General features: G+C 38.7%; 15 protein-coding genes. 12 read left to right on the top strand and 3 right to left on the bottom strand.

Annotation, left to right across the window (positions count from 1 at the left end):
• Positions 1–92: 92 nt before the first annotated feature.
• Positions 93–1205, top strand: a complete 1113-nt coding sequence (locus tag EWZ81_RS01860; protein ID WP_165548837.1) for a metallophosphoesterase — start codon at positions 93–95, stop codon at positions 1203–1205.
• Positions 1206–1547: 342 nt separating this feature from the next.
• The gene (hsrA, locus tag EWZ81_RS01855) at positions 1548–2219 is read left to right on the top strand and encodes a response regulator-like transcription factor HsrA (RefSeq protein WP_001264984.1); all 672 of its coding nucleotides are present in this window, start codon (positions 1548–1550) and stop codon (positions 2217–2219) included.
• 182 nt (positions 2220–2401) lie between these two features.
• Here hsrA and EWZ81_RS08665 read toward each other — a convergent pair whose 3' ends face one another.
• The 3 genes from EWZ81_RS08665 to flhA form a co-directional block, all read right to left on the bottom strand.
• On the bottom strand, positions 2402–2617 hold the full coding sequence (locus EWZ81_RS08665) for a hypothetical protein (protein WP_341846685.1): 216 nt from the start codon (positions 2615–2617) through the stop codon (positions 2402–2404).
• A gap of 386 nt (positions 2618–3003) precedes the next feature.
• Complete coding sequence (locus EWZ81_RS01850) at positions 3004–4047, bottom strand: 3',5'-cyclic-nucleotide phosphodiesterase (RefSeq protein WP_165548836.1); 1044 nt, start codon at positions 4045–4047, stop codon at positions 3004–3006.
• A 28-nt stretch (positions 4048–4075) separates the two neighbouring features.
• Positions 4076–6277, bottom strand: a complete 2202-nt coding sequence (gene flhA, locus EWZ81_RS01845) for a flagellar biosynthesis protein FlhA (RefSeq protein ID WP_001262876.1) — start codon at positions 6275–6277, stop codon at positions 4076–4078.
• 142 nt (positions 6278–6419) lie between these two features.
• Between flhA and rpsO the strand changes: the two genes are divergently transcribed.
• From rpsO to fliM, 10 genes are all read left to right on the top strand, one after another.
• Entirely contained in the window at positions 6420–6692 is a 273-nt protein-coding gene (gene rpsO, locus EWZ81_RS01840) for a 30S ribosomal protein S15 (RefSeq protein WP_001207127.1), read from the top strand.
• A 40-nt stretch (positions 6693–6732) separates the two neighbouring features.
• Positions 6733–8022 carry an O-antigen ligase family protein gene (locus EWZ81_RS01835; RefSeq protein WP_165548835.1) on the top strand — a complete coding sequence of 430 codons (1290 nt, stop codon included), beginning with the start codon at positions 6733–6735 and terminating at the stop codon, positions 8020–8022.
• A gap of 128 nt (positions 8023–8150) precedes the next feature.
• Positions 8151–8654, top strand: a complete 504-nt coding sequence (gene aroQ / locus EWZ81_RS01830) for a type II 3-dehydroquinate dehydratase (protein WP_000699289.1) — start codon at positions 8151–8153, stop codon at positions 8652–8654.
• Between the two features lie 12 nt (positions 8655–8666).
• On the top strand, positions 8667–9740 hold the full coding sequence (locus EWZ81_RS01825; RefSeq protein WP_165548834.1) for an aminopeptidase: 1074 nt from the start codon (positions 8667–8669) through the stop codon (positions 9738–9740).
• Positions 9740–10228 (top strand): 2-amino-4-hydroxy-6-hydroxymethyldihydropteridine diphosphokinase, encoded by a 489-nt coding sequence (gene folK / locus EWZ81_RS01820; protein ID WP_165548833.1) that lies wholly within the window; start codon positions 9740–9742, stop codon positions 10226–10228. The genes EWZ81_RS01825 and folK overlap by 1 nt, the downstream gene beginning before the upstream one ends.
• Complete coding sequence (gene flhF, locus EWZ81_RS01815) at positions 10225–11601, top strand: flagellar biosynthesis GTPase FlhF (RefSeq protein WP_165548832.1); 1377 nt, start codon at positions 10225–10227, stop codon at positions 11599–11601. The genes folK and flhF overlap by 4 nt, the downstream gene beginning before the upstream one ends.
• Positions 11598–12482 carry a flagellum site-determining protein YlxH gene (gene ylxH / locus EWZ81_RS01810; RefSeq protein ID WP_079339440.1) on the top strand — a complete coding sequence of 295 codons (885 nt, stop codon included), beginning with the start codon at positions 11598–11600 and terminating at the stop codon, positions 12480–12482. The genes flhF and ylxH overlap by 4 nt, the downstream gene beginning before the upstream one ends.
• A gap of 4 nt (positions 12483–12486) precedes the next feature.
• The gene (locus tag EWZ81_RS01805; RefSeq protein ID WP_000868001.1) at positions 12487–12801 is read left to right on the top strand and encodes a hypothetical protein; all 315 of its coding nucleotides are present in this window, start codon (positions 12487–12489) and stop codon (positions 12799–12801) included.
• Entirely contained in the window at positions 12779–13546 is a 768-nt protein-coding gene (fliA, locus tag EWZ81_RS01800; RefSeq protein WP_079343167.1) for an RNA polymerase sigma factor FliA, read from the top strand. The genes EWZ81_RS01805 and fliA overlap by 23 nt, the downstream gene beginning before the upstream one ends.
• Positions 13539–14603 (top strand): flagellar motor switch protein FliM, encoded by a 1065-nt coding sequence (fliM, locus tag EWZ81_RS01795; RefSeq protein ID WP_001968925.1) that lies wholly within the window; start codon positions 13539–13541, stop codon positions 14601–14603. The genes fliA and fliM overlap by 8 nt, the downstream gene beginning before the upstream one ends.
• Positions 14604–14606 lie beyond the last annotated feature (3 nt).

The raw sequence follows: 14606 nt of genomic DNA, 5'->3' as shown, positions 1-14606 counted from the left end.
GATAAAAAAGGAAATAGCACGATGAAACCTAAAGGGTGCATTAGCGTTAATATGCTAATATAGTAGAACATTATGACTGCAAAAAGGGTGGTATGCTGATCTCCATAGCGTTTTTATTGGTTTTGTGTCTTTTGAATTATAGTTCTTTTAGGATGTTGAAATCGTTTTTAACCTTAAAGAAAATCTCTCAATACGCTTATTTGGGGTTTTTTATCCTTTTGAGCGCGGGCGAGGCGGCTTTTGCTTTTTATAGAAATGCTATGCCTAGCCATTTGTTTGTTTTGACTTCGGCGTGTTCGTTTGTATCTTTTATTATTTTTATCCTTTCTTTAAGTTTTTACGGGTTTTCTTACTCTGTAGAAAAAATAGATTTCTTACCTTCAAGGCGTAAAGGTTTAAAAAACTTTTTAAGAATAGGGTTTTATCTGGCGTTGTTAGGGTATTTTTGGCGCGGGTTTTATGAAGGGTTGGCCCGCCCTAAAATCAAAGAAACCGCTATTTATTTGGATAAGCTAGACAAGGAATTAAAGGTTATTTTACTCACAGACATGCATGTGGGGAGTTTGTTGCAAAAAGATTTTGTCAATTACATTGTAGAAGAAGTCAATCAAAAAGAAGTGGATATGGTGCTGATTGGGGGGGATTTAGTGGATGAAAACATTGAAAAAGTCAAATCCTTTTTACTGCCTTTAAACAACCTTAAAAGCACGCATGGCACTTTTTATGTGCCAGGAAATCATGAATATTATCATGGTATAGAGCCGATTTTATCGTTTCTTAACACGCTTGATATGACGATTTTAGGGAATGAATGCGTGCATTTAGGGGGGATCAATTTGTGCGGCGTGTATGATCATTTCGCACGAAAGCGTCAAAATTTTGCCCCCAATATTGATGAGGCGTTAAAAAAGCGTGATAGTAGTAAGCCCACGATCCTTTTAGCCCACCAGCCTAAACAAATTAGAAGCCTCAAAGAAAGCCACTCTGTAGATTTAGTGCTTTCAGGGCATACCCATGCAGGGCAAATCTTTCCTTTTAGCCTTTTAGTCAAGTTAGCGCAAACCTATTTATATGGTTTATACAAGCACAGCCCCACCACTCAAATTTATGTGAGCAGTGGGGCAGGGTATTGGGGGATTCCTTTAAGGTTTTTAGCCCCTAGCGAGATCGCATACCTTAGGCTTTTACCTAAAAATCAAGCTTAGTTGAACAAAATCTTAAAATCGTAATCAAGCGGTTAAAAATAAGGATAAAAAACAACCGCCAAGACAAAGGGAAAGGAGGGGGAGGTGACCCTTCAATCTTAGCGGTGCCAACCAAACCATAAGGAATGGTTGGATTGTAATTATACAATAAAATGGTGATTTTTAGCAAATGATTTTAAAAATTATCCATAAAAAACGCTTAAAGGCATTTTTTACAACCAACAACCAAACACAAAAGAGCTTGATTTTAACTAAAGCTTTTATTAAAATTTTCTTAAACTAATTTAAATTTATGATATAATCAGTGCTTGAATTACTCTTAAATGCAGGAGTCCATACACCATGCGCGTTCTACTGATTGAAAAAAATTCTGTTTTAGGTGGAGAAATTGAAAAGGGCTTAAATGTTAAAGGCTTTATGGCTGATGTAACAGAGAGTTTAGAGGATGGGGAATACCTTATGGATATTAGGAATTATGACTTAGTTATGGTTAGCGATAAAAACGCTTTGAGTTTTGTTTCTAGAATCAAGGAGAAACATTCTTCTATTGTTGTTTTAGTTTCTTCTGATAACCCTACAAGCGAAGAAGAAGTCCATGCGTTTGAGCAAGGTGCGGACGACTATATCGCTAAGCCTTATCGCAGCATTAAAGCTTTAGTCGCAAGGATTGAGGCTCGTTTGAGGTTTTGGGGTTCTAATGTGATTGAAATTGGGGATTTGACCATTAGCCCTGATGAAGAAAAGATTATTTACAAGGGGCGTGAAGTTGAGGTTAAAGGGAAGCCCTTTGAAGTACTGACCCATCTTGCTAGGCATAGGGATCAAATCGTCTCCAAAGAACAGCTTTTAGACGCTATTTGGGAAGAGCCTGAAATGGTTACCCCTAATGTGATTGAAGTGGCTATCAATCAAATCCGCCAAAAAATGGATAAACCCTTGGGGATTTCCACGGTTGAAACCGTGAGGCGCAGAGGCTATCGTTTTTGTTACCCCAAACCGGCATGTGAAGAGTAAATTCCATGGTTTGCTAAAAAATAGATTAAAATGAGGGTGTGGAGCGGGTAAAATCAAATATTTTAATAGCGATAATAGAGACACTCATATCATGTTGGTGTTTAGCTAGGAGCATGATCATTTCATCTGCGATTAGTAGGGTGTTTTGGTTAAAAAAAACACTCAAATAAATTCATATCAACTCATGGATTTAAATATCCATCAAAATACAAAAATATAAGATTTGGCTCTGTTTTCATTGGATATTGACAAAGTCTTATTTTTGTGGGATTTTTATGGGATACAAGAAAAATACACAAAGAAAACGCTGGCAAGATTTTAAGCTTGTGCTGAAATTTTAGTATAGTGGCGTTGCGAGAACCATTAAAACTATGACTAATCGTTTCATAGTTGGTCATCTCCTTTTTAAGATAACCGCTCGCTATTACCCCAAACCCTCTAACATGCTCCAAATACCCGCAACACAAAAACAATAAAATAGAGGGATAACTTAAACCACTATTGGCTGTGATTACGGATTAAAAAACCTAAAAATATTAAAAAGCATTTTTTACAATCAATAATAAAAGGGCTTGATTTTAATCAAGCGATGAATTTTTAAGCGACCTTTTGGGGGTTAGGGGGATTTAGTTGGAGGTTTGTAGGGGAATAGTTTTTAAAATACCCCTTTACCTTAAAGAAATGAGTTTATACAAAAATGATAAAATAAAAATTTTTAAACCTTTCAAAAAGAGTTTTAAACTCTTAGTTTTTATAACTAACGCTTTTTACAAACAACTTATTGTTAAGCGTTGTTGAAAATTTCTTCAACTTGCTCTTTAATGTCCTTATAATTAAAGCTTTCTTTAAAGCCATCAATCTTGCCTCCGCTCGCATTCCTATGCCCGCCCCCATTGAAACACATTTGACTGAGTTCGCACACATCGCAATTCCCATTCGCTCTTAAGCTCACATTCCCTTTAGCGTTCACATCTATATAAAAATCAAAATCCGGATTTTGCGTTAAAAAAAGGTTAGCCAACACGCTAATACCCCCCATAGAATAGCTTAAAAACCCTTTCTTATCCTGGTAATAAACGCTGCAATCATGCTTTTTTAAAGAGAGCAAATGCGTTTGCGCATTTGAAGAGATATTGTCCATCGTTTCTGTAGTAGGGTCGCCTCCTAGAGCGATTTTTTTGAGTTTGAACAAATCGTTATCGTAGGCTACAGGGGCGTTTTCTAAAAACAAATAGTTTTTAACTTCTTCTAAAAGCTTTAACTTATAGTTGCGGTTTTCATCATCAAACATGAAGCGGTTCAATTCAGAGCTTTGAGTGATCATGCGCATGCACACTTTTCCTAATTCAAAGCCATAACCTTGCGTGTCCCAAATATCCACAGAATTGACCATTTCCACTAAAGGCTCTAGCCATAGTGTGTTTTTTGGCTCTAAAATAGCGTAATGCTTTTTCAAAAATTCATACACGATTTTAGTCGCACAGCGGTTCGTGTCTAAAAAATACCAATGGAAACTCTCAGCCACTTCTTTACCACTAATATGGTGATCCAAAAGCTGGATTTGAATGTCTTTATTTTGCAAGCGGTGTTCTTGGATTTTATCTTGCAAATACTCTGCTTCGTTTAAGTTCAGATTCAAATCGCTAACCAAAATAAGGAATTCACTCTCTTTAGATTGAGCGATTGCGTTTAAAATTTCATAAATTCTCGCTGAGACTTCACGCCCGTAATTAGCGTTATAGTATTGGATATTTTTAAAAAATTGTTTTGAAACAAGCTGGCATGCATAGCCGTCTAAATCAATGTGTGAAAGGTGGTAAACTTGCATCATTCTCCTTTTTATTTTATAAATTAAATTAAAAGTTAATATGGATCGTGCCTAAGGCTTCAAAATTAGAGTTAGGATCTAATTCCGCATGGCTTAGCACGACCACATCAATCCTGGCCTGCTCCATTTGATTGGAAAGGGCTTTTCTTAAATTAGGCTCTACGATCAAAATCACCGGAGCGATCCCTTTTTGCAAGACTTTCATAGCCTCTTCAGAAACCCCTTCAATGAGTTTTTGCAATTCGCCCACATTGAGTAATAAGCTCTTAGAAGCGCCATTTTCTCGTAATTTATTAAGCAAAAATTGTTCGCTATCGGTAGAAAAGGTTAAAAATTTCAAACGCCCATCTTCAGATTTAAAAGCGTTAGTGATCACCCTAGAAAGCCTCGCCCTCACTTGTTCGGTTAAGATATTCACATCGTTTTGAACCAATGGGGCAATATCGGTAATCGTTTCTAAAATAGTAAGCATGTCTTTAATGGGGATTTTTTCATGCAACAAGGCTTGCAAGACTGAGCGGATCGCACCGGTGGGGATTTTTTTACTCTCTTCTACAATCGTAGGATAGTCTTTAGCCAAGCGCTCTAAAAGGGATTTCACTTCATCTTTGGTGATAAAATCTTCAGCGTATTTTTTCACTAATTCGCTGGTGTGCGTCGCAATAACGGTGCTTGGATCAATAATGGTGTAGCCTTGAATGATGGCTTCTTCTTTATTTTTAGCGTCAATCCATAAAGCGTCCATTCCAAAAGCTGGCTCTTTAGTGGGAATGCCCTCAATTTCTTTATTCACAAAACCGGTATTCATGGCTAAAAACTTATCCGGCATCACCATGCCCTCACCAATCACAATGCCCTTAAGCTTGATTTCATAATGCGTTGGGGGGAGTTGTAAATTATCCCTGATTCTAATTTGAGGCATCAAAAAACCATAATCGCTCGCTATCTTTTTTCTAATGCCCCTAATCCTTTCTAACAAATCGCCCCCTTGTTTCATGTCCGCTAAGCTAATGAGCTGATAGCCTAAAGCCAGTTCTAAAAATTCAATTTTTAACACTTCATCAATGGCTTGCTCTTCTTCTCTTTTAATCTCTTCTTGGGTTTTAGTTTTTGTGGTGGGGGCGTGGGGTTTGATTTTAGAGCTGTGGGGTTTTTCACTCAAATCCAAGCCGAATTTTTGACTCAAATAATTTTCTAATTTAGTGAGCAGCCCGTCTTTTCCCTCCCTACTAATCAGCCATGCGATGAATAAAAAGAGGGTCCCTACAAACGCTAAAGAAAAGGTAGGGAGTCCAGGAATGGTGGCAAAAAGCAATAAAATCGCCCCCACAATCACTAAAGTTTTGCTTTTATTCGTAAGCTGTGTGATGAGCTTAGAAGCGAAGTCTTCTTCTTCGTTTTGCGTGGTGCGAGTGGCGACAATACCGGTCGCTGTCGCAATGATTAAAGCAGGGATTTGCCCCACAAGCCCATCGCCAATGGTTAGGATAGTGAAAGTGCTAGCGCTAAAGCTCAAGCTCATATCCCTTTGAAACACGCCCACTAAAAACCCTCCAATGATATTGATAAGCGTGATAATGATAGAAGCGATCGCATCGCCTTTGACGAATTTAGACGCGCCATCCATCGCGCCATAAAAATCCGCTTCTTGGCTTAGAGCGGCACGCCGTTTTTTGGCTTCCTTATCATCAATAAGTCCTGAGTTTAAATCCGCATCAATCGCCATTTGCTTTCCTGGCATAGCGTCTAGGGCGAATCGCGCCCTCACTTCAGTCACCCGAGTAGAGCCATTAGTAACCACTAATAGATTCACCAGCACTAAAATACTAAAGATAATCGCGCCAATCACATAATTCCCGCTCACGCTAAATTCCCCAAACGCTGTGATAATATCGCTCACCGCGCTAGGCCCTTTATAGCCTTGGGTTAAAATCATTCTAGTAGTCGCTACATTTAAAGCCAAGCGGTATAAGGTTACAATGAGTAATAAAGTGGGGAAAGCGCTAAAATCAGTAGGCTTGTCAATATAAAGCCCAATTAAAATAATCAACACCGATAGCGCGATAGAAATCGTGAGTAAAAAATCCAACACAAAAGGCGGTAACGGCACGATAATGATCGCCAAAATAGCGATCACAAAGACCACAAGGGCTAAGTCTTTGGATTGCAAGAAGCGTTTAAAGACAGGGAAAGTCTTTTTAAAAGCTAATTTGGAGCGTTCGTTTGCCATAATCTAAAATCAATGCCTTAATTTTGGTAGGTGTGTTTGTCTTTTTAGGCTTATTATAATATAAAGTTTAAGAGTATGGTGCAAAAAAACTTATTTTACGCTATAATGCGATCTTTATTAAATTACCAATTAGGAGGTCGTTATGGCTTTGAATCTGGAGAAAAAACAAGAAATCATTAAAGCGTTTGCCACTAAGGAAAACGATACGGGTTCTTGTGAGGTGCAAGTGGCGTTGTTGAATGAAAGGATCAAGCTTTTAACCGAGCATTTGAAAACTAACCCTAAAGATCATTCCAGTCGTTTAGGGCTTTTAAAATTAGTCGCTCAAAGACGCAATTTGTTGAAATACATCAAACGCACCGATCATGCCCGTTATGTGGTTTTGATTGAAAAGTTAGGCATTAAAGACAGATAGTTTTTATCGCTTTTAGGGGATTTTAAATCATGGCGATTTTGTGTTGAAAGAGCGTTTGAAAGCCTTTTTCAGTGCGGACTCTGTTTTCACTTTAATTTTTGCCCTTTTTTTTCTCACTTCGTTTAAAAAACCTTTAACTCAAGTCTTGTTGATTGTTTTAATGGTTTTTTTGTTTTTTAGGTGTTATTTCCAAGCGTCTTTGAAAGAAACTTTCACGATTAATCATTTAAAAACCATGCCCTTTAAATGGCTCACTCTGGCTTTTTTGGGCGTGTTTTTAAGCATCTTCCCTAACATGTTTAACATGTATGATAGCCAAACCTTCCGCTACAACTTATTCGCTCTAAACATGTCCTTAACTTATGCTTGCGGGGCGTTATGCTTGCTTTTTGCCAGTCGTTTAAGAATCAAATTGAATCAAAAAATCCTTTTTTATAGCATGGCTGTGGCAAATTTTATCAACGGCTTGCTTTCATTGGTGCAAAAAATTTATTTTAACATGCCCAGAGCGCAAGGGTTTAGCACGGTTAAGGAGTATGTGGTTTTAGTGAGCGTGTCAATCTTAGGCTGTTATATTTATGCACTTTATTCGCACAATCAAAAAGAAAAACTTTTTTTCACCCTTTCTGTTTTCGTGGGGTTTTTAGTCGTTATTTTAAGCGCTACAAGGAGCGCGACAATCGCTTTTGTTATTACTTTTTTGATCCTGTCTTGCTTTATTTTATACGCCAAAAAATCGCTCAAACCATTGGGTTATATGATCGCTGTGAGCCTTGTTTTGAGCGCTTTGTATGTGGGGAGTAACGCTTTAGAAAAAAGGGGGGCAATAGAGCAATCTAGGGTTCAAAACCAAAGCTTTGAAGAGGATTTGAAACGCTACGCTAAAAAGGACGCTGATAGCAGTATCGGGTGGCGTTTGGAGCGTTGGAAAGAAGCCCTAACGGTGGCGCGTTTAAGGCCCTTTTTTGGTATGGCCGCTAGCGAGAAATGCCAGAGGTTAGAAGAGATTTTATCTTTATCGCATTCTTACAGAGCCAAAGATTTGATTCTTTGTTATGAAAGATACGACAATCAAATCATTCATGTTCTAGCCACTAGGGGGATCATAGGCTTTTTAATCTGGCTCTTTTTTTTACTAGTCATTATAAAGATTTTTTGGAGCGGGATAAAGCAAAACTCTTTAATCTCACTCTTTATATTAACGACGCTCACTTTTTACCTCGTTTTTGGTATTGGGTTTGACCCCTTTGATTTCTTCATTACGGGAAGTTTTTTTGCAGGAATGGTCATGATGGCTGTTTTTTTAAAAAAGGATAAAAGCGCTTTTTAGCATCAAAGGGTTTAATGTTAATCAAGCGGTAGTTTCTTGTGATGCGCTCTTATGGGGATTTAAGGGGTAAGATAAAAACTTATGCTATAATGCGATCTCATTCCATATTAAACAAGGAGAAATCAACAATGAAAATTTTAGTGATTCAAGGGCCTAATTTAAACATGTTAGGACACAGAGACCCAAGACTTTATGGCATGGTAACCTTAGACCAAATCCATGAAATCATGCAAACTTTCGTGAAGCAAGGCAATTTAGATGTGGAATTAGAGTTTTTTCAAACCAATTTTGAGGGTGAAATCATTGACAAGATCCAAGAGAGCGTGGGCAGCGATTATGAGGGGATTATCATTAACCCTGGAGCGTTTTCGCACACTTCTATTGCGATTGCTGATGCGATCATGCTAGCGGGCAAACCCGTTATTGAAGTGCATCTCACTAACATTCAAGCCAGAGAAGAATTCAGGAAAAATTCTTACACTGGAGCAGCTTGTGGAGGCGTGATCATGGGATTTGGCCCGCTTGGTTACAACATGGCTTTAATGGCGATGGTCAATATTTTAGCCGAAATGAAAGCGTTCCAAGAAGCCCAACAAAACAACCCTAATAACCCCATTAACAACCAAAAATAAAGGGGGCTATTAATGAGAGAATTAGAGAGAAATGCCCATTTCACGCTCAATGAAAATGCGATGTTTTTTGAGTGTGCTTATAGTTGCGATAACGCTTTGTTTTTGCAATTAGAGGATCGCTCGTTTTTTATCACTGATTCTCGCTACACTCAAGAAGCTAAAGAAAGCATTCAGCCTAAAAATGGCGTTTTAGCGGAAGTGGTAGAATCTAGCGATTTAGTGCAAAGCGCGATTGATTTGATTGCTAAACACTCGGTTAAAAAGCTCTTTTTTGACCCCAATCAAGTGAATTTACAAACCTACAAGCGTTTAAACTCAGCACTTGGGGATAAGGTTACTTTAGAGGGCGTGCCTAGTTACCACCGCCAGAAACGCATCATTAAAAACGATCATGAAATCCAACTCCTCAAAAAATCTCAAGCGCTGAATGTTGAAGCTTTTGAAAATTTTGCTGAGTATGTGAAAAAGGTTTTTGATGAAAAAGAGTCATTGAGCGAGCGGTATTTGCAGCATAAGGTTAAGGACTTTTTGACTAAAGAGGGGGTTTATGATCTGAGTTTTGAGCCTATTTTAGCCTTGAATGCGAATGCGAGCAAGCCTCATGCCTTGCCTAGCGCGAAGGATTTTTTAAAAGCGGATCATAGCATTCTTTTGGATATGGGGATCAAATACGAACGCTATTGCTCTGATCGGACTCGCACGGCTTTTTTTGACCCTAAAGATTTTGTCTTCAAAAGAGAGCAGAGTTTCAAGGATAAAGAGCGTCAAAAGATTTATGACATTGTGAAAGAAGCGCAAGAAAAGGCTATTTCAGGCATTAGAGCGGGCATGACCGGTAAAGAAGCGGACAGCTTGGCTAGGGGAGTGATTAGCGATCATGGTTACGGGCAGTATTTCACTCACAGCACCGGGCATGGCATTGGCTTAGACATTCATGAGCTTCCCTATATTTCATCGCGCAGTGAAACCATTTTAGAAGAGGGCATGGTGTTTTCTGTAGAGCCTGGGATTTATATCCCTGGTTTTTTTGGGGTGCGCATTGAAGATTTAGTGGTGATCAAAAATTCTAGGGCTGAGCTTTTGTGATGCGAGAGATCCTTACTAGCCGCTTTTTCCCTAGCCTTTTTAAAAAAAGGCTTGATTTTTCTAACAGGGTGGTTTTAGGGCTGGGATCTAATCTTAAAAATCCTTTAAAAATATTAAAAAATTGTTTTTTATATTTTAAAAATCATAGTAAAATCGGGAAAATTTTTTCTTCGCCTGTTTATATCAACCCGCCTTTTGGTTACACGAAGCAACCTAACTTTTATAACGCTACGATTATCCTTAAAACATCTTTAAGTTTGCGCCATTTTTTCGCTCTGATTTTTTATATAGAAAGGCGTTTTGGGCGCCAAAGGAAGCGCGATTTTAAAGACGCTCCAAGAACTTTAGACATTGATATTATCGCTTTCAATCAAGTCATTTTAAGACAGAATGATTTGACTTTACCTCATCCTAAATGGAATGAAAGGGATTCGGTGTTAGTGCCGTTAGCTTTGCAACAAATTCTTTTTAAAAAAGGGGAGTGGTGAAATTCTATACCTATAGTGGGGAGACGGCCGCTGAAGCTTTAAAGATCGCTCAAAGCCACCATGGGGTGGATACGCTGGTGTTTAAAACCCAAGAAATCCGTAAAAAAACGCTCACTTCTTCTGGGCTTTATGAAATCGTTGTAGCGGTTGAAGAAGAGAACGAAAACAAACCCCCTAAAGCCCCCCTTATTCCAGAAAGTTTGTATGATGAAGAATTGAATGAAGAAGATGTGATCATGCAGCTTTCAAGCACTGTGGAAGAAATGCGCAAACTCGCCGGGGTTTCATCCAGTCAGCGCAATTATAGTTTTTCAAAAAATAAGACCCTTTTAGAAAAAGACGCTCCATTAGAGGATACGCCTTTAGAGGCTAATCAACAAGACGCTTTATTGCAAGCTTTAAAAGATGAAGCCAACCATAAAAAAGAAAGAGAAAAAAGAGAAGTCAAACAAGAAGAAGAAATTAAAGACATCAATCTGCAATTAAGTAAAATCAGAGACAGCCTAAAACTCATTCAAAACATGTTTTGGGATGAGAAAAACCCCAATTCTGTCAATATCCCTCAAGAATTTGCCGAAATTTACAAACTGGCCAAACAAAGCGGGATGAAATCCAGCCATTTAGATGAGATCATGCAATTGAGCCTGGAATTGATGCCTTTACGCATGCGGGAAAATTCCGTAACGATCAAGCGCTATTTCAGGGAAGTGTTGCGTAAAATGATCTTGTGCCGCCCTGAAGATTTGAATTTAAGGCAAAAACGCATCTTAATGCTTGTAGGGCCAACAGGCGTGGGGAAAACGACGACTCTGGCTAAATTGGCCGCGCGTTATTCTAGAATGCTAGCGAAAAAATACAAGGTGGGCATTATCACTTTAGACAATTACCGCATTGGGGCTTTGGAGCAATTGAGTTGGTATGCTAATAAAATGAAAATGAGTATAGAAGCGGTGATTGACGCTAAAGATTTTGCTAAAGAAATTGAAGCGTTGGAATACTGCGATTTTATTTTAGTGGATACGACAGGGCATTCGCAATACGATAAAGAAAAAATTGCCGGTTTGAAGGAATTTATAGATGGGGGTTATAATATTGATGTGTCCTTAGTGCTTTCGGTTACCACTAAGTATGAAGACATGAAAGATATTTATGATTCTTTTGGGGTGTTAGGGATTGACACTTTAATCTTTACGAAATTAGATGAGAGTAGGGGGTTAGGGAATTTGTTTTCTTTAGTGCATGAAAGCCAAAAGCCTATCAGTTATCTTTCTATCGGGCAGGAAGTGCCTATGGATTTGAAAGTGGCTACTAACGAATATTTAGTGGATTGCATGCTAGATGGCTTTAGTAACCCCAATAAGGAACAAGCATGAACAATCAAGCGAGCCATTTGGATAATTTTATGAACGCTAAAAATCCCAAAAGTTTTTTTGATAATAAGGGGAATACCAAATTCATCGCTATCACAAGCGGTAAGGGGGGCGTGGGGAAATCCAACATTAGCGCTAATTTAGCTTACTCTTTATACAAGAAAGGTTATAAGGTAGGGGTGTTTGATGCGGATATTGGTTTAGCGAATTTGGATGTCATTTTTGGGGTGAAAACCCATAAAAATATCTTGCATGCCTTAAAAGGCGAAGCCAAATTGCAAGAAATCATTTGCGAGATTGAACCCGGGCTTTGCTTAATCCCTGGGGATAGCGGTGAAGAAATTTTAAAATACATTAGCGGCGCGGAAGCTTTGGATCGATTCGTAGATGAAGAGGGGGTTTTAAGCTCTTTAGATTATATTGTGATTGATACAGGCGCTGGGATTGGAGCCACTACACAAGCGTTTTTGAATGCGAGCGATTGCGTGGTGATTATCACCACACCAGATCCATCAGCGATTACCGATGCGTATGCATGCATTAAAATCAACTCTAAAAATAAAGACGAATTGTTCCTTATCGCTAACATGGTAGCCCAACCTAAAGAAGGCAGGGCGACTTATGAAAGGCTATTCAAGGTGGCTAAAAACAATATCACTTCATTAGAATTGCACTATTTAGGGGCGATTGAAAACAGCTCCTTATTGAAACGCTATGTGAGAGAGCGGAAGATTTTGAGGAAAATAGCCCCTAACGATTTGTTTTCGCAATCCATTGACCAGATAGCGAGCCTTTTAGTTTCTAAATTAGAAACCGGCACTTTAGAAATACCAAAAGAAGGTTTAAAAAGCTTTTTTAAAAGGCTTTTAAAGTATTTGGGGTAGGCTGATGAAAGTTCAAAATTTTATCCATTTTTCTGTTGTGGTGGGGTTTTTCTTAGGGTTAGTGTTTTCGGTGTTGAAATTCAATGAGCCAGAGAGCATTCTATTATGGACGGTGTTATCCACGCTTGGGGGGTATTTGATCGCCTTATTGTTCGCGTCTATTTTTATCGCTTGCACGGATTTAGATATTTGTCTTTTTGACAAAAAAGGCACTGAAGAGAGTTTGCTTCGTTTCAACCATGAGTTTAAAAACAGAGAAAAAGAAGTGGCTAGTATTTTAAATTACATTAGAAATTATGATTTTGATGATGGAAAATAGAATGCCCAAAGAAATTCAAAAAACTGAAGCGAGCGAAAAAAGTATAGAAAAGGTTTTGAACGCCTATGACAAGCAACAACACCACCATCAAGACGCGCTCGCTATCCAGTATTTACCAGCCGTGCGTGCCATGGCGTTTCGTTTAAAAGAGCGCTTGCCCAGCTCTATTGATTTTAACGATCTGGTTTCTATTGGCACTGAAGAATTGATTAAATTAGCCAGGCGTTATGAGAGCGCGTTAAACGATTCTTTTTGGGGGTATGCGAAGACTCGTGTCAATGGGGCGATGTTAGATTACTTGCGCTCTTTAGACGTGATTTCTCGCTCTAGCAGAAAGCTGATTAAAAGCATTGATGCTGAAATCACCAAATACCTTAATGAGCATGGGAAAGAGCCTAGCGATGAGCATTTAGCAGAAGCTTTAGGTGAAAATATTGAAAAGATTAGAGAAGCCAAAACGGCCTCAGATATTTATGCGTTAGTGCCAATAGATGAGCAATTCAATGCGATTGAGCAAGATGAAATCACTCAAAAGATTGAAGCAGAAGAGTTGTTAGAGCATGTCCAAAAAGTATTGAATCAAATGAGCGAAAGAGAGCAAATCCTTATCCAGCTCTATTACTTTGAAGAGTTGAATTTGAGCGAGATTAAAGAGATTTTAGGCATTACTGAATCGCGCATTTCTCAAATCATCAAAGAAGTGATTAAAAAGGTGCGCCAATCCTTAGGAGTGAATCATGGCTGATATTTTAAGCCAAGAAGAAATTGATGCGCTTTTAGAAGTCGTTGATGAGAACGTGGATATTCAAAATGTCCAAAAAAAAGATATTATCCCCCAACGCAGTGTAACCCTCTATGATTTCAAGCGCCCTAATCGTGTGAGTAAGGAGCAATTGCGCTCTTTTAGGAGTATCCATGACAAAATGGCTAGGAATCTTTCCAGTCAAGTCTCTTCTATCATGCGTTCTATTGTAGAGATCCAGCTCCATAGCGTGGATCAAATGACTTATGGCGAATTTTTGATGAGTTTGCCTAGCCCTACGAGTTTTAATGTCTTTTCCATGAAGCCTATGGGAGGAACAGGGGTTTTAGAAATCAATCCTAGCATCGCTTTCCCTATGATTGACAGACTATTAGGGGGCAAGGGGAGCGCGTATGATCAAAATAGGGAGTTTAGCGATATTGAATTGAATTTATTGGATACGATTTTACGCCAGGTGATGCAAATTTTAAAAGAAGTGTGGTCGCCCGTGGTGGAGATGTTTCCTACCATTGACGCTAAAGAATCCAGCGCGAATGTGGTCCAAATCGTCGCTCAAAATGAAATTTCTATCATGGTGGTTTTAGAGATTATTATCGGTCATAGTCGTGGGATGATGAATATTTGCTACCCGGTGATTTCCATTGAGAGTATTCTTTCTAAAATGGGGAGTAGGGATTTGATGCTTTCAGAGACGAACTCCAAAAAGAGCCGTAATAAGGAATTGCAAGCGCTATTGAGTGGGGTGAGCGTGGATATGATGGTGTTTTTGGGTGCGGTGGAATTGAGTTTGAAAGAAATGTTGGATTTAGATGTGGGGGATACTATCCGGTTGAATAAAGTCGCTAATGATGAAGTGAGCGTGTATGTGCATAAAAAAAAGCGTTATTTAGCGAGCGTGGGGTTTCAAGGGTATAGGAAAACCATTCAAATTAAAGAAGTGGTTTATAGCGAAAAAGAACGCACTAAAGAAATTTTAGAAATGCTAGAAGAACAACGCAGAGGCAAAGTGGGCGATATTATGAAGATAGAAGAAGAGTGAGAA

Origin of the sequence: Helicobacter pylori, assembly GCF_011140715.1 — a bacterium.
Lineage (GTDB): Bacteria > Campylobacterota > Campylobacteria > Campylobacterales > Helicobacteraceae > Helicobacter > Helicobacter pylori_DA.
This window is presented reverse-complemented; position numbering and strand designations above follow the sequence as displayed.